This is a genomic window from [Clostridium] symbiosum (assembly GCA_036419695.1).
In the GTDB taxonomy this organism is placed as follows: domain Bacteria; phylum Bacillota; class Clostridia; order Lachnospirales; family Lachnospiraceae; genus Otoolea; species Otoolea symbiosa_A.
Map to the genome: position 1 here is coordinate 3480392 of CP143946.1, position 16939 is coordinate 3497330.

The 16939-nt window shown below is 50.1% G+C and carries 15 protein-coding genes; 11 read left to right on the forward strand and 4 right to left on the reverse strand.

Annotation, left to right across the window (positions count from 1 at the left end; translation table 11 throughout):
* The first annotated feature begins 823 nt into the window (after positions 1-823).
* Entirely contained in the window at positions 824-1243 is a 420-nt protein-coding gene (locus V3C10_15835) for an HTH domain-containing protein (GenBank protein ID WVP60774.1), read from the forward strand.
* Between the two features lie 11 nt (positions 1244-1254).
* Positions 1255-2280 carry an IS3 family transposase gene (locus V3C10_15840; GenBank protein WVP60775.1) on the forward strand — a complete coding sequence of 342 codons (1026 nt, stop codon included), beginning with the start codon at positions 1255-1257 and terminating at the stop codon, positions 2278-2280.
* A 495-nt stretch (positions 2281-2775) separates the two neighbouring features.
* On the opposite strand, the gene V3C10_15845 is transcribed toward V3C10_15840, so the two are convergent.
* Positions 2776-4680: a DNA mismatch repair protein MutS gene (locus V3C10_15845; protein ID WVP60776.1), complete on the reverse strand. Its 1905-nt coding sequence runs from the start codon at positions 4678-4680 to the stop codon at positions 2776-2778.
* Positions 4681-5271: 591 nt separating this feature from the next.
* Between V3C10_15845 and V3C10_15850 the strand changes: the two genes are divergently transcribed.
* Entirely contained in the window at positions 5272-5655 is a 384-nt protein-coding gene (locus V3C10_15850) for a DUF2809 domain-containing protein (GenBank protein WVP60777.1), read from the forward strand.
* A gap of 24 nt (positions 5656-5679) precedes the next feature.
* Here the strand turns inward: V3C10_15850 and V3C10_15855 are convergent, their stop codons facing one another.
* Complete coding sequence (locus tag V3C10_15855) at positions 5680-6201, reverse strand: GNAT family N-acetyltransferase (GenBank protein ID WVP60778.1); 522 nt, start codon at positions 6199-6201, stop codon at positions 5680-5682.
* A 16-nt stretch (positions 6202-6217) separates the two neighbouring features.
* Positions 6218-6748, reverse strand: coding sequence for a GNAT family protein (locus V3C10_15860; protein WVP60779.1), 531 nt, complete (start codon positions 6746-6748; stop codon positions 6218-6220).
* Between the two features lie 226 nt (positions 6749-6974).
* Between V3C10_15860 and V3C10_15865 the strand changes: the two genes are divergently transcribed.
* Positions 6975-7553, forward strand: coding sequence for a TetR/AcrR family transcriptional regulator (locus V3C10_15865; GenBank protein WVP60780.1), 579 nt, complete (start codon positions 6975-6977; stop codon positions 7551-7553).
* A gap of 98 nt (positions 7554-7651) precedes the next feature.
* Positions 7652-8983, forward strand: a complete 1332-nt coding sequence (locus V3C10_15870; protein ID WVP60781.1) for an MATE family efflux transporter — start codon at positions 7652-7654, stop codon at positions 8981-8983.
* A 158-nt stretch (positions 8984-9141) separates the two neighbouring features.
* Here the strand turns inward: V3C10_15870 and V3C10_15875 are convergent, their stop codons facing one another.
* On the reverse strand, positions 9142-10458 hold the full coding sequence (locus V3C10_15875) for a hypothetical protein (GenBank protein WVP60782.1): 1317 nt from the start codon (positions 10456-10458) through the stop codon (positions 9142-9144).
* A gap of 383 nt (positions 10459-10841) precedes the next feature.
* Here V3C10_15875 and V3C10_15880 point away from each other — a divergent pair, with 383 nt between their 5' ends.
* The 6 genes from V3C10_15880 to V3C10_15905 all read left to right on the forward strand — a co-directional run bounded on the left by V3C10_15880 (position 10842) and on the right by V3C10_15905 (position 16749).
* Entirely contained in the window at positions 10842-11744 is a 903-nt protein-coding gene (locus V3C10_15880) for a LysR family transcriptional regulator (protein WVP60783.1), read from the forward strand.
* 260 nt (positions 11745-12004) lie between these two features.
* Positions 12005-12328 carry a carboxymuconolactone decarboxylase family protein gene (locus V3C10_15885; GenBank protein WVP60784.1) on the forward strand — a complete coding sequence of 108 codons (324 nt, stop codon included), beginning with the start codon at positions 12005-12007 and terminating at the stop codon, positions 12326-12328.
* 56 nt (positions 12329-12384) lie between these two features.
* On the forward strand, positions 12385-13506 hold the full coding sequence (locus V3C10_15890) for a 4-hydroxybutyrate dehydrogenase (GenBank protein ID WVP60785.1): 1122 nt from the start codon (positions 12385-12387) through the stop codon (positions 13504-13506).
* A 71-nt stretch (positions 13507-13577) separates the two neighbouring features.
* Entirely contained in the window at positions 13578-14930 is a 1353-nt protein-coding gene (locus tag V3C10_15895) for an MmgE/PrpD family protein (GenBank protein WVP60786.1), read from the forward strand.
* Between the two features lie 15 nt (positions 14931-14945).
* Positions 14946-15608, forward strand: a complete 663-nt coding sequence (locus V3C10_15900) for an RraA family protein (GenBank protein ID WVP60787.1) — start codon at positions 14946-14948, stop codon at positions 15606-15608.
* A 184-nt stretch (positions 15609-15792) separates the two neighbouring features.
* Positions 15793-16749, forward strand: coding sequence for a LysR family transcriptional regulator (locus tag V3C10_15905; protein WVP60788.1), 957 nt, complete (start codon positions 15793-15795; stop codon positions 16747-16749).
* Positions 16750-16939 lie beyond the last annotated feature (190 nt).

Here is a 16939-nt window from a genome sequence, read left to right on the forward strand (position 1 = left end):
GGAAAAGAAGGATTTAATTGAGATGCGAGGACGCCTCTGTAAGCCGGCGGACGGGGTGGTGAGAGGGTGTGGATGAGTCTTCAGTCCCGGTTTATTGGTTGTGGTGAGGGGGAAGGAGGAGAAAGACTTTCCTGCGGGGACACGCTCCCGCTTGTGAAGCGCACAGCGGATGCTAAGCTCGAAAGGACCTCGCTAAGCACCGGCGGGCTTCAAGGTCACCCTTCGGAAAGTTTTTCTCCTCCTTCCCCCGGGCAGGTTGTCGACGGGACTGAAGACTCAGCGAAGGTTGTTGCCCCGTCCGCCGGCTTCAGGGGCTGATTGTCTCTTTCGTCAAGTGCGGAGGGAGGTCTTGTCGCGTCCACTATGTAGTCGTGAACGATTTACTTTTTGGAGGTATTTCGGGCTGGATTCATAGAAAAATCCAATGCTATATTTAATGATGAATCAAAAAATCCAATGGTTATTCAATGATAGGTTAGGCGCCAAAGCTCAGATTCATCAATTGAATATCATACAGAAGGCACTCTTCTGGAATTCGAGGAAACATAGTGGCAGCGACAGTACCTCCCCCCCTTGAAGGAATAAGAACAATTCAGCGGCCGCAGGCCGGGGCTCGGGATATAATGTACCCATAAGTGTGGACACGAAACGAAGTGGGGGCCCCATCTTTTAGACATCCCCCACGCCCCGTTTCCCATATCGTGGACACACCTTATGGAAGGACTGGGGGCGTATCCAGCCCGGGATTATGGCCAGAACATCCCTTTCCCTTCGACACATTCGGTCGCCTATGGTATTCTTAAGCAAGAACAGGAGGAATCCCATGATCAAAAATCTTTTTACCGCTGAACAGGTTCTGATGCTGCGTGAAAACCCTTACACCTACCGGGTGGACCAGTCCCGCTTAGCTTTTACCAAAGAATTCAAGGAGCTCTTTTATTCGGAGTATCAGGCAGGGGCGCCTCCCCGGCAGATCCTGGCAAAATACGGCTATGATCCCGCCATTCTCGGTCAGCGGAGGGTATGGGGCATTTCCGGCCATATCCGGGAGCAGTACAACAAATATGGCGGTTTCCACGAAGGGAGTGTCCCTTTCAGCAGGGCCAAACCCGCCTCTTCGGACTCTGGTATGCCGGTATCGGAGAAAGAAGAACTCAAACAGCTCCGGCACGAAGTGGATTACCTAAAACAGGAAGTTGCCTTTCTAAAAAAAATTTCCTCCATCCGGACCACAAGGAAGTAGGGGCATGGCTTATGAACGATTCTTCCTGTGTATTCGAAATCATCTGTAACACCCTGCAGCAAAGCTCAAATGCCCTTTCGGTGAAAGAACTTTGTTCCACCGCCGGTGTTTCCAGGAGCGGTTACTATGCCTGGCTAAAGGCGGCCCCGGCCAGGGAGCTTCAGGAACAGAAGGACCGTGCGGATTTTGAACGGATCCTGGCGGCTTACCGGCTCCATGGTTATACAAAAGGGGCCAAAGGCATCTATATGGCCCTGCTTCATATGACCCCTCCGGCCGTCATGAACCTGAAAAAAATACGGAGGCTGATGGATAAGTTCCAGCTTTCCTGCCCACACCGTGGCCCCAACCCTTATAAAAGGATGGCAAGAGCCCTGAAAACCAGCCATGTCGCCGATAACCTGCTAAAGCGGGAGTTCGACTGCTATGGTCCCAGGATGGTCCTGTTAACCGATATCACTTACCTGCCTTATAACGGGACCTCTGCTTATTTATCAACGGTCCTGGATGCCTTCACCCGGCAGATCCTTTCGTATGTGCTGAGCGAATCCCTGGAAGTGGATTTTGTCCTTGAAACGGTGAAGCGGCTGGTTAAAAACCATGGGATTTCCCTTAAGGCGGAAACCATTCTCCACAGTGACCAGGGCTGCCATTATACCAGCTACCGATTCATCCGCATCCTTTCCGACAAGAAGCTGCGCCAATCCATGTCACGCCGGGGAAACTGCTGGGACAATGCCCCACAGGAAAGTTTCTTTGGCCATATGAAAGATCACATCCGGGCGAAACTGGCCCAATGCGGGACCTTTCGCGAAGTACAGTCCCTCATTGATGACTATATGGAGTATTACAATAACCGGCGTTATCAATGGCAACTTGCAAAGCTTGCCCCAAATGAGTTTTACGATTTTATCACCACCGGTGAATATCCACTGGATATTTCAAACGTACCGGCACTTCCGGCGATTGCCCGGAAACCGGAGGAACTTGGTGCCAGTGCGGGCCCCTCCCGCACAGAGAATCACCCAAACCAATAGAATACCATGGCATGGGAGAGAGTGTGTCTAAGAATCGGGATACCTTTTGAGCCGATTGTCCAACCGAGTGGAGGCCTTCTGTTTTGGTGTCCATAATCAAGGTTGCACTGAAGAGAGGATGTCTAAAAATTGGGCGCCCCACTTCATAAAGTGTCCTTGACAAAGGGGACAGTTCAGGGCAGTCACCTTCCCTGAGTCTTCAGTCCCGTCGACAACCTGCCCGGGGGAAGGAGGAGAAAAACTTTCCGTAGGGTGACCTTGAAGCCCGCCGGTGCTTGGCGAGGTCCTTTCGAGCCTAGCATCCGCTGTGCGCTTCACAAGCGGGAGCGTGTCCCCGCAGGAAAGTCTTTCTCCGGATTCCCCCTCACCACAACCTACAAACCGGGACTGAAGACTCATCCACACCCTCCCACTACCCCGTCCGCCGTCTTACAGAGGCGTCCTCGCATCTCAACTAAATCCATATTTTTCATGATATGATACCTTTCCCCCCTGTCAATCCTCTTTTTCAATCGTCATGTCCCCACAGTATTTCCGCTCCATCTGATGTCTGGCCTTGCGCTCCTCCACGGAATCGAAAACAATTGAAAAGTCGTAATCCGGCGGATAAAGCTCTGCGGCCGCCACGTGAAGCTTGATGCGTTTATGGTTGATCCAGATTTTTTTATCTTTCATCTGGACCTGGAGCACGCCTTTCTCATTGGCGGTACAGCACACAATGCCTGTTTTTTTGTCCGGATACACCATGACACAGTCACCCAGCCTGAAGGAATCCGCATCCGCCTGTTTTTTCTTGATGGTTTTCTCTTTCTGGAGCACAGGGGCGGACTGACGCGTCAGGTGTTCCGGGCCCGGATCCCGGTTTTCCATCTGAAGCTCTTTTCCATAAGCCGCCCGGCTTGCCCTCTGCAGCATATCGTCCGGCATGCCGAGGCTTTTTGCGATATAAAAAGCGCAGCTTTCCCCGGCCCGGCCTATCTCCAGACGGTATTTGGGTTTCAGGGTTTCCCTGTCAAAGGCCATCCTTGCATTTAAGACGCCCTCCGCAGTCTCACCGTATTGTTTTACCTCCGGGTAATGAGTTGTGACAAGGTACAGACAGCCGCTTCTCCTGAGTTCTTCCAGAATGGCGATGGCAATTCCCATTCCCTCGGCCGGATCGGTTCCCGATCCCAGCTCATCCATTACCACCAGGCTGTCCCGGTTTACTTTCCTCAAAATATCGAGTGCATTTGTAATATGGGCCGAAAATGTGGACAGGTTTTCCGTCATGTTCTGTCCGTCTCCGATATCACAGAGTACCTGGCTGTTCATGCAGATATCCGCCTCCTCACATGGAAGGTGCAGGCCGCACTGGGCCATCAGGCAGTAAAGCCCCACCGTCTTGATGGCAACCGTCTTTCCGCCGGTGTTCGGTCCCGTAATGATGACGCCCCTTGTCTTTCCCCCTATCTCAAAATCCAGCGGCACACAGACCTCTCTGTCGAGAAGCGGATGGCGCCCTTTTCTGATTCGTATTCTTCGCTCCAGATTTATGGCAGGCACACTGCCGTCCTGAAGGGCGCTCAGTTTTCCCTTGGCAAAAATATAGTCCAGTTTTTCAATAATTCTGATATTCTGGTAAAACAATTCTTTCTGGTCCGCCACCATCGCGGTCAGGGTATAGAGAATCCTTCTGACCTCGTTCTCTTCATCCAGTTTTAAAAGCTGCAGCTCCTCTCCGTACTTTGCCACGGAAACCGGTTCGACAAACAATGTGGAGCCTGTGGATGATTTATCAATCACAATTCCCGGAATTCGGAATTTACAGTCCTTCTTGACCGGAATGCAGATGCGTCCGTTCCGCGATGTTATAAACTGCTCCGACACGGCGTCTTTATTGGCTTTCAGAACGGATTCGGCCTTTGTGCGCATCTTTTCTTCCGTTCTTGCAATCAGTTCTCTCGTGTCCTTCAGGAATTTGCTCGCATAGTCCAAAACCTGGTTATTCCGGACGGCCGCTGTCAGCTCTTCTTTGATATCGGTCATCGGATCAAGATCCGCCTCGTAATAAGCCAGACCCAATTCCAGATATTTTCCCCGGCACAGGAAATCTTTCAGTCTCTCCACCGCGGTCAGTGTGATCGCAATATATTCAAGCTGTTCCGCCGTCAGGCATCCTTCCTTTTCCGCTGTACTTAAAAGCGATTCCACCTGATCCAGTGACACCAGAGGCGGATTCCCCAGGGCATCCAGCATCTTCCTGGCTTCCGTCGTCTCCCGCAGAGCCACTTTCACATCGGTCTCCCGCAGGTATGGTTTCAATTCCCTGATCTTTTCCTTGCTTTTTTCCGTGTATGCAAGCTCTCCTAATTGCTCTAATATATGATTAAATTCTAATATTTCAAATTCTCTGTTCAAAGTATTTCCTCCTGTAATCAATAAAAACAAGCCTATGGCCGCGTTTACCCACGTTCACAGACTTATCCCCATAGAGATGTTTAGGCTGAATACTTCCGCCGGCTGGCCAAAGTACTTCATTATTTGAACAACGAAAAAAAGGAGCTACCGCTCCCTTCAAATTCAACCTCAGGTTTGTGTATGAAGTGATGGTAAATGCAGATTTCATCGGCCACAGACATGCCGATAAAAGGGTAGACTTTCAGCGTAAGACGCCAAAAACTGCCGCTCTTTATGCAACTATTTTGCTGTTTTTCCTGCAATTAACACACTTAACAAACACACACCTCACGATCATAATTTATTTTATCGTAATATATCATACTAAACTGCTTCTGTCAAATGGAAAATAATTCTAAAACTATAATTCTACCCAAATTCGTGGTATACTATGAGCACTTAATGAGGTCTTTTCGAAATTTAGTGCGAGTCATACCTGCATACTTGACGAGGTCTCTCACGAATCTAGTCTGCAGGTGTACTATGAGCACTTAATGAGGTTTTTTCGAATTTAGTGTAAAGGTATACTATGAGCACTCAGGGAGGTAACTTATGAATTTAAAAAACACGGCCATCATTCGCCTGCACTACCTGGGCGCCTTTCTCGTCCTTTTATGCACCGAACTGTTTATCGGCATCTACGTCCATGACCGCTTTATCCGTCCCTATGTCGGAGATATGCTGGTTGTAATTTTAATCTACGCCTTTTTAAGGGCAGTACACCCCTATGGAATGAAAAACATGATCTGGTATGTATTCCTCTTCGCGGTAGCCGTAGAAATTCTCCAGTATTTCCACCTGGGCAGACTGCTCGGGCTTGAGCATTACCGATTAGCCATGATTATCCTTGGCTCCACCTTCGATGTCGGAGATATTCTCTGCTATTTCACCGGCTGTCTCCTTGTCTGGCTGCTGGAAAAGAGAAAGAGGCCGTGAGTGATCCCCGGTATCCGACATTATCTAAACTACATATTCGTACAGCAGGAACTCCGTCAGTCCCGTATCCTCATAAAACAGTTGCACCGTACCGCGGTATTCAAATCCCAATGACAGATAAAATTTCTGTGCCGAAACATTGCCTGACAGTACATCGAGGCGGACTGCTTTCTGTCCACTTTCCGCAGCGCGGGCAATGGCATCCCTTATCATCTCCCCTGCCAGTCCCTGTCTCTGATGCCGGTGTGATATTCCCAGGGCATGTATGACCGTCACTTCCCCGGGCTTTGCAGCAGCTTTCCATTCTACAGTTTCATAGGCTCCGGCAACCTCATGGTTCACTACCATAGCTCCGACAAACTCACCGTCTAAAATACTGACATACAATTCATTCTTTTCAATCGCTTCTTTCACAAATTTTTCATCCGGATAGATGCCTTTCTTCCATCCGGGTTTATATTTTTCGTTCTGCATTCCGTCAATTATGGAATTATAAAGCAAAACCACCTTTTCCAATTCTTCCTTTTTCGCAGTCCGTATCAGCATATCGATTCCCCTCCTCTTAACGTTTTACCTCATTTTTTTCCTGCTCCTGAACGCATTTTCCAAATATACACAGGTTATAAGTCCGTCCATCTTTCGTCACCGCATTTTTGAGCGTACCCTCATGAATAAACCCATTCTTTTTAAGAACCCTTTTGGACGCCTCATTCGGTTCGTATATCTTTCCCGTTATTCTGATGATATCCAGTTCTTTAAAGGCAATCGGGCAAATCTGCCGGACCGCCTCCGTAGCAATTCCCCTGGACCAGCAGTCAGTTAAAAGCAAGTATCCTATCTCTCCATCACGGCGGTAGACATCGCTCTTCTGCTCTATACTTATATTTCCAACGTACTCGCCGTCTGCAACAATGGCACGGAATATTCCGGTCCTGCCGTCCTGCTCCCCGACCATCCCAATCCACCAGTCGGCGTCTTTCTCTGTGTATGGGCAGGGCAGCCGGTCCGCCAGATAGCTCCTGTCTGTCCCATTGCATATTTCCATCAGTCTTTCTTTATCATCCTGACGCCATTTTCTTAACTGAATATCCATAAAAACCTCCCGTCACAACTTCCGGCCCGGGCATGCCCCACCGTTGTAACTATATTTTCCAGTATTCCTTATACGAATTCTAGCACATATTTTCCTCCCCGTCCACTGCGGTTCCGAAGGGATATTGCCTCTCTCACAGTTTCAAATAAAGTTTGAATGAATATGGTTCATTGACAGACGGTATCATTTGTGCTATTCTTAACCTGGGCTTAAAGGAGGTGGATATATGCCTCGTATCACAAAGGAACCAGAGGAACGAAGGCAGGAGATATTAGAAACTGCAACCCGGTTATTCTATGAAAAAGGATATGAAAAAACTTCAATATCCGATATTGCAAAAGAGATGAATGTGGCGCAGGGACTCTGCTACCGCTACTTTCCCTCTAAGGAAGCACTGTTTGACACGGCTATCGACCAGTATGCACAGACTCTGGCAGACCGGATGGCCTCCATTTTAAACCAGGGTGAAATAACACTTAAGGAATTGATTACCAGGATGCCAACCTTCCTGGATGCGGAGAAAAATGACAATTATACTTATAAACTCTGTCACGGACCGGAGGGAAAAAAGATACACAACCAGCTTTCCATGGCCGTCTGTGCCAAACTGCTTCCCATTGTCCAGGCTCAGTTCGACCTGGCGAATGAGTGCGGTGAGGTGCATCTTGAAGACACCCTGACTGCCGCTTCTTTTTTCGTATATGGCCAACTCGGCATGCTGATGCAGACGGAGATTCCGGGGGAAGAACGCGTCAAACGTATCAAAAAATTTTTTAATGACATTTTATTTACATCCAATGACTAATCATTTAAACTGCTTTTTATATCCCCGCCATGATGCGGGGATATAAAAAGCAGTTTAAATGAATAATATTCATTCATTACCAAGAAAGGAGTCACTATATGAAGACACAAATCGATTTTATTAGCGGCAGCACACGGCGCTGCTTACTGGCAATGGCTCTTCCCATGCTGGCTGCAATGTTTCTGAACATGGCATACAATCTGGTCGACAGCCTGTGGATTGGAAACCTTCTCGGAGAAACGGCATATGCAGCGCTGACCAACTCAACTCCCATTATCCTGATTTTAAATTCATTTGCAATGGGCATTACAAACGGAACCGCGATTCTGCTCTCCCATTCAATCGGCGCCAAAGAACAGGAACAGACGGAAAATATGATTGCCACATCGCTCATTATCTCCGTGTTTCTTTCACTGTTTATCACAGCCGGACTCGAACTGTCCCTGAAACCGCTCTTACTCTTCTTAAAAACTCCGGCGGAAACGTTTCAGATGGCCTATGATTATCTGGCAATCTATCTCCTGGGCTATCTGGCGGTTTATCTGTACTGCTATTTCACCGCCGTACTCAGGAGCTTCGGCAATTCAGTTTTTCAGGCAGCGGCCATGCTGCTCTGCACCGTGCTGAATGCCATACTCGATCCGATCTTCATCCATTTTCTGGGATTCTCAGGCGCAGCTATTGCGACGATACTGTCGCAGAGCGTCTGCCTGCTGGCAATGCTCGTTTACCTGTTCCGCAAAAAGCTGTTTGCCTTCCGCCTGTCCGCGTTTCGGAAAGAGTATATTGCCCCCTACTTTTCAAAAGGGATTCCGGCTGCTTTTCAACAGAGCATCCCGGCCTTCAGCACCGGCTTTTTAACCACGCTTGTCAGCGGATACGGCATCACCGCGCTGGCAGCTTATGGCATTACCGGCAAACTGGAGACGATTCTCTTCTATCCCGCTATGGCGCTCAACATGGTTTTAACAACGATTGTCGGCCAATGTACCGGCGGCAGGCGCACTGACCGCGCAATAGATTATCTGAAAACCGCACTTTTCTTCGGCGGCGGGCTGTTGGTTGTCCTATCCATGATTATTGTCTGTTTCTCACGCAGTCTGTCGGCCCTGTTTGTCAACAGCCCCTCCGTTTCGGAGATCGTCGGAGGCTATTTTATGATTGTCGGGATTGGCTATGTTTTAAATACCGTTACAAACTGCTTTTTAGGCGCCGTCAACGGAATGGGAAAACCCTTAAAAAGCATGATATGCATGGTCTTATATTACATGATTGTCCGTATGCCGATGTCATGGTTTTTCTCCTATGCGGGGTTCGGGCTTCCCGGAATATGGGCCGCCGTTTTAATCAGCCATATCCTCGCCGCTGTCATCGCCGGACTCGTTTTTAAATCCCAGTTGGCTTTGGGTGCCGCAGCTTCAGGCCGTTAACCCGATACCGGCCGTCTCATTCCACTTCCACACATACCGGAAGAGGCCGTGCACCGGAAAGATGCACCGCCTCTTCTTTAATTGAGCGGCAATGAAAAGTTCGTGAAGCGTGCTTTTCGTTGTTTTAAGAAAATAATAGGGGACTTATGTAATATCCGTTATGAGAGGAAATTCATCACTACGAATCCCCAGACAGGCACGAATGCCATCATGATGGCCGCCGTAATCCATCCCGCCACCAGCAGGGTTTTCATGTTCTCACTTCTGGCAAAGCCGAGATGTGCCGCATAGTTGGCCGACGGATAAACGATGGAGGTAATGCGCACGGCTGCAATCAGTACGATGGACCATGCGGTCATCGGAATACCCATATTGGAAGCGATATCCCAGAACGCGCTCTGGATAATCTGCATCTGTGTCACCACAGCGCCCTCCACGCCGAATCCTCCTACAAAGGATGCAATCACCATCAACAGGTATTTGCCATTGGAGCCTATGATGTGGAGAATCAGGCCGGACAGCGCCTCCCAGCCTCCTCCCAGGCTGATTGTATCAATCATGACGCCGGTCAGGAGGAAGGAAAGGAACATGCCGCCCATCTTTCCCATGCCCCTGCCGAACAGTGCAATCGTTTTATCATACGGCTGTTTAATAAAGCAGCCCACGACAGCGCTGAGGAACAGAATGACAAACATGACATATTTCATTGTGCTGCCGGCAATCAATCCGTAAATAAGGCAGACAATGAAGGCGGTGAGGAAACCGATACAGGCATTGCGCTGGCGGGCGGTTGCGTGGAACTGTGCCGGAATCTCCACCGCCTCATATTTTTCTCCCTGCGTCTTTGTCTTCTTCTGGATTCTGATGGCAATGACAAAGCTGACGAGACTCCATACAAGTGAATAGGGGATTGCCGAGTAAAGCATGTAGTCCTGGTAGCTCAGGCCGCTGACGCCCAGCGCCGCCGCCACTGCGGAACAGAACGGTCCGATTGTAACCCCCACAAGCCCGGCATTAAACATCAGGAAGCAGACGGTTGTCGGCGTCAGCCCCGCTGCTGCCACGATGGGAAGAATGATTGGCGCCACCACGGCATTCCCGCCGTTCAGCGTTCCAATCAGGACCACCATAATAAGAGAAACCAGGTAGCAGGCAAACATTCCTTTTCGCTCGCTGTTGACACCGATTTTCTTTACTACAAAGTTTACAATTACCTCGTTGATTCCGGCGGCATCCATGACAAGGCCGAGACCGCTGCCGAACATGATGATGAGGCCGACCTGGCCAAGGGTCCCGCCCAGGTTGTCTACCAGAATGCCTGCAAATTCCGCGGGCCCCTGTCCCATCAGGATACAGCCGAGTATGGCTGCGATCCCGACACTGAGCGTATAGTTTTTACCCCGCAGTGTCAGAACCAGGAAAAGTATCATAGGCACAAGTGCCCATAGTGATGGTGCTGTGATAAGGGAAGTCATAGTGTTTTCTCCTTCGTGATGTTATTCTTTTTTTCTTTCTCTCGTTTTCAGTTTATACCTACCAATGCGGTATGCGAATCTCCGGATATTCGGTAATACCGTCTCATTGACTGACTATAGTATATCTCTTAACCCTAATTGTGTAAAATACCTAATTTATATACAGATATAGGCAATGCCTATCTTAAAGTTAAATTTTCCTTGCATTTTCCTTTCACAATACGTTATAGTTAGGTTATTACGTGATAGATGCATTCTTACGTTACGGATATGTTTTATGTTAGAAATACGTTTTTACGTTGCAGATACATTATAGATCAGGTTTAGGAGGGGTATGGTGGATAATTCTTCCACTTTTTCCCTGCTTCAGGAGGAAAACAACAATGCGTTTGGAACAGTTAAGGTACATTATAGAGATTGCGGACACGGGTTCGTTTACGCTGGCCAGCGAGCGTCTTTTTATCGCCCAGCCCAGCATCAGCCAGGCGGTCACCGCCCTGGAAAAGGAGCTGAACCTCACCCTTTTCAACCGTTACAGGACAGGGGCGGTGCCGACCCAGATCGGCCTTCAGGTCATTGCCCATGCCAGGGAGGTTCTTAAAGAAGTCGGTGAGATAGAAAAACTTTCCGCCAGCGATTACAGCCAGCTCACCACCACGGTCACCATCGGCGTGATTCCCAGCTTAAGTTCGGTCCTGCTGCCCCGGGTCATTTCAGACTACCGCCGTATCTTCCCCAATGTCTCCATCCGCATCTGTGAGCAGGGCACGGAAAAGACAGTGAAAGACTGCCTCAAAGGCGAAGTAAACCTGGGTCTGATCGCTCTCCATGGAAAGAAACATCTCGAAAAGGAAAACCAGCTGCTTTTCCAGTCCCTGTTCGACGGAAAGCTGATGGCCTACGTCGGCGCCCAGTCCATGCTGGCCGGCCGTAAGAAAATCACATTCAAGGAGCTGCTGCCGTTCCAGTTGTTCCTGTATGGGAATGATTTTGCCCTGCACCGCTACTGTCTGGAACAGATCAGCCAGTACGGCGCCCCCAATATCCTTTCAACCACCCACAATCCGGAATCCATCAAACATTTTGTCATGCAGACGGAAGCGGTGGGATTCGGTCCCGACATCTCGCTGCTGGGCGATATCTATGTCAAAACGGGAGCCATTTTCCCTCTGGAAATAACAGATGCATCGGAAATCCACTTCGGCGTCCTGACAAACAGAAAGAGAAAGCCGGATATTGCCGTGGATGCCCTGATTAAGGAAATCCTTGCCCAGTCCACAAGATGATAATTTGCCTGCATGACGCTCGGCAATTTGATTTCATATAGGCATTTCCTATGGTTTTATCAATATTCCATATTTTACAACCACGGTATACTCCTTTAAAATGGCCTTAGACGGAGAGACGGGCGGACAGTCGCGGTGAAACAGGCTCCCTGGATTTTTTCCGGAGAGCCTGTTTCACCGTCAGACAGTCACAGCGCCGGTTTCCCGGGTGAACCATCAATCAGAAAATAGAAATACTGAATTTAAAGGAGGTTTTTATCATGGCAAACCGCAATCACTGGACCATCCTCGGGGAACTGGACCCTGAACTCAACAACCGCATTACGGAATGGCGCACCTATCTCGTAAACGACAACGCTTCCCTGGAACGCAAATACCGTGAACTGATCAACGTGGCTATGGCATGCATCCTGAAACAGGAGCCGGTCATTCTGGCCCATGCCAGACTGGCCCATCAGTTCGGCGCGACAAAACGCGAAATCCTGGCTACGGTGGAGCAGGTCCTCACAATGGGCGGATTTCCGTCATTCCGCATGGCCATGCTGACGCTGGATGAATTTTTCCAGGAAAAAGACACGGAATAATGCTGCACACAGTGTAAACGGCAGCGATACATCATCTGACGAAAGGAGCCTTACCAATGCTGCAGATCATTTTTAAGCCGGAACTTCACCGTTTTGAAAATGTCCGTTCTTTTGCGGAGACATTTTCTCTTGGCGAGGGCGATCTGGTTATCACCAATGAATTTATCTATCAGCCTTTTTTGGGGGCGCTGGCGCTCCCCTGTAACGTCATCTATCAGGAAAAATACGGCTTCGGCGAGCCGAGCGACGGGATGGTGGAGGCCATGATCTCCGATATCCGGAAAATGACGCCTCCACGCCGAATAATTGGAATCGGCGGAGGCACCGTCCTCGACATCTCCAAAATACTGGCTCTCAAACATACCTCTCCCATCGAAAAACTCTACGCCGGGGAGCTGCCCGTCGTCAGGGACAAGGAACTGATCCTCGTTCCCACCACCTGTGGAACCGGATCCGAAATGACGAATATCTCCATTCTTGCCTTTCCGGAAAAAAATACGAAAATCGGACTTGCAGGCGACGCGCTGTATGCCGACAAGGCGGTAATGGTTCCGGAACTGCTGGAAAAACTGCCCTATCAGGTTTTTGCTACCAGTTCCGTCGACGCGCTGATCCATGCGGTGGAATCCAGCCTGTCCCCGAAGGCTACGGACTACACCAGACTGTTCGGATACCGGGCGGTTCAAATGATTCTGAACGGATATCTGAAAATCGCAGAGGAGGGTCCCGATGCAAGACTTCCGCTGCTGGGTGATTTTCTCACCGCCTCGGGCTTTGCCGGGCTTGCCTTTGGAACCGCCGGATGCGGCGCCGTGCATGCCATGAGCTATCCATTAAGCGGCACCTTCCACGTCCCCCACGGCGAGGCCAATTATGCGGTCTTTGCCGGGGTTATCCGCGAATACTTAAGCATCCGCCGCGACGGGGCTATCCGTCTTCTCGAGGAGGAAATCGGCCGTATCCTCGACTGTCCGGCTTCGGAGGCATTTGACAGAATGTTCGAACTGCTTTCCAGAATCTTAAGCTGTAAAACACTGAAAGAATATGGAGCGGATCACGATATGCTTGCACGCTGGGCGGATGAGGTAATCACCGGACAGACCAGGCTGATGAACAATAATTTTGTGCCGCTTGATTATGGACATGTCCTTCAAATATACCGGGGACTGTATTCATAAATGTAACTGAACGATTCGGTGCCTTCCTTTGCATGGAGTACCGTCATCATTACCATAAAAGGAGTCTTTTAATGGAAGAAAAAATAGAAAAAGACAAGTTCTGTACTCTGCGGATGGCGGAATATGCCGTCTGCGATCATACCGCGCAGCTGACTGAAAAGGACGTCCGTATGACAAAGCTCTCCTTCTTAGACTGGCTGGCCGCCGCCGTCTCCGGCTGCAAAGAAAAATCCGCCGGTCTTCTGATGGATATGGCTGGTGAGGAACGTGCCTCGGGAGACTGTATCCTGATTGGACAGAATAAACGGACTTCCCCGCTTTACGCCGCCCTGATCAACGGAACTCTGTCCCATGCCATCGACTTTGACGATATCCATGATTTCCTTTCCCTCCACTTGTCATCCCCCGTATTTCCTGCGGCTCTGGCGGCCGCACAAATAACCGGAGCCACCGGGATGGAACTGATAAACGGTTCCATAAACGGGATGCAGATGATGGTGGCTGTCTCCGCCGCCATCATGCCGGAACATTATAATATCGGACGTTTTCATGCCACGGGCACGATCGGAATCTTCGGCGCAGCCGCTGCCGCGGGCGCAATCCTTAAACTGACGCCGGAACAGATGTGCAATGCCTTCGGAATCTCGGCAGGCCTCATGAGCGGCATCCAGCTTAACTTCGGCACCATGGCAAAGCCGATGGCGGCCGGAATGGCGGCTAAGAACGGCCTTATGGCGGCTCTGCTTGCAAAGAAGGGATTTACCGGCAGGGCCGACCTTTTCGACACCGATTTTTTAATCAGTCTGTCTGCCAATGCATCCGCGGAAAAAATGATGGAACGGCTGTCCGGGCCTTTGGGAATCCATGAGCTGCGCTTTAAACGGTACCCCTGCGGAGCCCCAACCCACAGCGGCATTATCAACTGTAAAAAAATAGTCGCGGAACATCAGAGCAAACCGGAAGAAATCGAGAAAATAATCTTTGAACCGTACCCCCGCGCCATCCGCCTGGTGGGTATCACCCATCCGAAGACGGGTTTGGAGGGCAAATTCAGTATTCCGTTCACGGCAGCCGCCCAGATTGTATTCGGCCGGGTGACGATGGAGACCTTCACCGACGAGGCGGTCCAAAATCCCGATGTTTTGCATCTGCTCGACCGGATGGAGATGATCCCCAATGATGAATTCACACCGTCACGGGGAGGCAGGGCCACGATCCTTTTAAAGGACGGGCGGAAATTCTCGAATTCCACCTATCTGCTGGGCCATGAGCTGAATCTGGACGAATCCGAAAAAGAGGTCTTTGAAAAATACGGAGAAATCCTGAATCCGAGACTTGGTTCCGAAAAGACAGAGGCCATTCACCGCGAAATCATGAACCTTGACAAGGCAGGCCGGCTGGACGTGCTTTGCAGCCTGCTTTAAGGAGGAACCTTTTATATGACATTAGAAGAAAAAAAATACTGGATTGACTCTTATATTCAATTTCCCACCGGCAATATTTCCGATGCAATGGACAGCCTCGGGCTCGCCAGAGGCGCCATTCTGGGACTCTCCGCTTTGAATGCAAATCAGCCCCCGGCAGCGGGCTTTGCCTTTACCATCCGGCAGATACGCAGGCGCACTCCCTGGGACGGTAAAAATCTGGCCCGCCAGGGAGCGGTCATCGACACTCAGACACAGGCAGGTGATCTGCTTGTCATCGATATGGGAGATATCACGGACGTTTGCACCGGAGGGGCTATTCTGGCCCTGCGGGCACAGATGCGCGGAGTGACCGGCGAGATTACAAACGGCTGTCTGAGAGATGCCGAGGAGATCGCCGGACTGAACTTCCCCGTTCTCTGCGGCGGAACCTCTCCCGTCAAAAGCGCTTACGATATCGAGACAGACGGCGTCAATGTCCCTGTCTCGATCGGGAATGTACAGATCATGCCTGGCGACCTAATCCTGATCGATCGGACCGGCGCCGTTGCAGTTCCGGCGGAACAATTAAAGCCCGTCCTTGAGGCCGCAAAAAAAATCGCAGCAAAGGAAGCGAAAATGACGGAGATGATACGCCTTGGAAAATCTCTGGCCGAAGCCAGGCAAATCATGGCATAAAGGGATTGTGATACTGTGATTTCTCCCCAATAGCGGACACTTATGATTTGCCTGTCTCTCTGCCTGTGACCGTAACAAAAACACCGTGTCCCGGCCTCCCTTTGCCTCTGTCCGATTGCATTTTTGACGATTTCACTTTATAATAAAACTCAGATTTGAAATCGAGCTGGCAGGAGGTAGCCCCATGAAAAACCGCAACTACGAATATGTCTATACGGTCTGGCAGGAAGGCAGCTTTTCAAAGGCCGCCCAGAAGCTCTTTATTTCCCAGCCTGCCCTGAGCGCCTCGATTAAAAAACTGGAGTCCGAGCTTTACGGCGTTCCCCTGTTTAACCGAAGCGTCACTCCCGTCACCCTCACTCCGGCCGGAGAATTTTATATCGCGGCCGCCGGAGAAATCGCAGCTATTGAAGAACGGATTGAACTGTATTTCGCCTCAGAGGCGGGAATCAGGAGCGGCACGCTGAATCTCGGAAGCTCCGCTTATTTCTGCACCTATGTCCTCCCCGGCATAATCAAACGCTATCAGCGGCACAATCCCGACTGTACCATCAATCTGATTGAAACAGGCATCACGGAGATGGAGGAAAGGCTGAAATCGGGGGAACTGGATCTGATTGTGGATGTGGAATCCCTGGATCAGCAGACCTTTGAGTCCGTCTCCCTCGGCAAAGAATATATCCTTCTCGCCGTACCCGCCCTCTTTGAGGTAAATAAAAAGCTGGAACCGTACCGGATCACCAGTTCCCAGATACGGGATCTGAGTTTTCTAGATAAAAGCATTCCTGCCGCCGACCTGTCTCTGCTGAAGGACGAACCGTTCCTCCTTCTGAAAAAGCAGCATGATATGTACAGGAGAGCCATGGAACTGTGCCGCCATGCCGGTTTTGAGCCAAAGGCCAGCCTCTTCCTCGACCAGATGCTGACGGCCTACAATATTGCAAACAACGGACAGGGGATTACATTTTTCCGGAATACGCTTCTCGATTATACGGAGGAGAGTGGAAAGCTGAACTATTATAAGCTGGGAGACGAGATGGCGGAACGTGAAATCTGGCTGTCGTTTAAGAAACTGCCCGCTCCGTCCGTGCTGACGGAAGATTTTATGAAATTCGTGATGCTGGAAGGGGTGAATCCGTGAGAACGCCGCTGTAAGACCGGCAGGCAGGATAGGGAATAATTATAATTGGCTGAGCCGCCCGTCCCCGCGACAGGTTACCGTGAACAAGAACGGTGCTGTCCCGGAGACGGGCGGCCCAGTATTAGAAGCGCTTCAGTTACTATTTACAGCCGATATCCCGCGAGGTGTTTTTTGTGAGTGAAGCGTCGCG

What these genes read in the sequence shown, in the direction of transcription:
- V3C10_15835 (WVP60774.1), top strand. Translation starts at nt 824, where the DNA reads ATGATCAAAAATCTTTTTACCGCTGAACAGGTTCTGATGCTGCGTGAA.
- V3C10_15840 (WVP60775.1), top strand. Translation starts at nt 1,255, where the DNA reads ATGAACGATTCTTCCTGTGTATTCGAAATCATCTGTAACACCCTGCAG.
- V3C10_15850 (WVP60777.1), top strand. Translation starts at nt 5,272, where the DNA reads ATGAATTTAAAAAACACGGCCATCATTCGCCTGCACTACCTGGGCGCC.
- V3C10_15855 (WVP60778.1), bottom strand. Translation starts at nt 6,201, where the DNA reads ATGCTGATACGGACTGCGAAAAAGGAAGAATTGGAAAAGGTGGTTTTG.
- V3C10_15860 (WVP60779.1), bottom strand. Translation starts at nt 6,748, where the DNA reads ATGGATATTCAGTTAAGAAAATGGCGTCAGGATGATAAAGAAAGACTG.
- V3C10_15865 (WVP60780.1), top strand. Translation starts at nt 6,975, where the DNA reads ATGCCTCGTATCACAAAGGAACCAGAGGAACGAAGGCAGGAGATATTA.
- V3C10_15870 (WVP60781.1), top strand. Translation starts at nt 7,652, where the DNA reads ATGAAGACACAAATCGATTTTATTAGCGGCAGCACACGGCGCTGCTTA.
- V3C10_15875 (WVP60782.1), bottom strand. Translation starts at nt 10,458, where the DNA reads ATGACTTCCCTTATCACAGCACCATCACTATGGGCACTTGTGCCTATG.
- V3C10_15880 (WVP60783.1), top strand. Translation starts at nt 10,842, where the DNA reads ATGCGTTTGGAACAGTTAAGGTACATTATAGAGATTGCGGACACGGGT.
- V3C10_15885 (WVP60784.1), top strand. Translation starts at nt 12,005, where the DNA reads ATGGCAAACCGCAATCACTGGACCATCCTCGGGGAACTGGACCCTGAA.
- V3C10_15890 (WVP60785.1), top strand. Translation starts at nt 12,385, where the DNA reads ATGCTGCAGATCATTTTTAAGCCGGAACTTCACCGTTTTGAAAATGTC.
- V3C10_15895 (WVP60786.1), top strand. Translation starts at nt 13,578, where the DNA reads ATGGAAGAAAAAATAGAAAAAGACAAGTTCTGTACTCTGCGGATGGCG.
- V3C10_15900 (WVP60787.1), top strand. Translation starts at nt 14,946, where the DNA reads ATGACATTAGAAGAAAAAAAATACTGGATTGACTCTTATATTCAATTT.
- V3C10_15905 (WVP60788.1), top strand. Translation starts at nt 15,793, where the DNA reads ATGAAAAACCGCAACTACGAATATGTCTATACGGTCTGGCAGGAAGGC.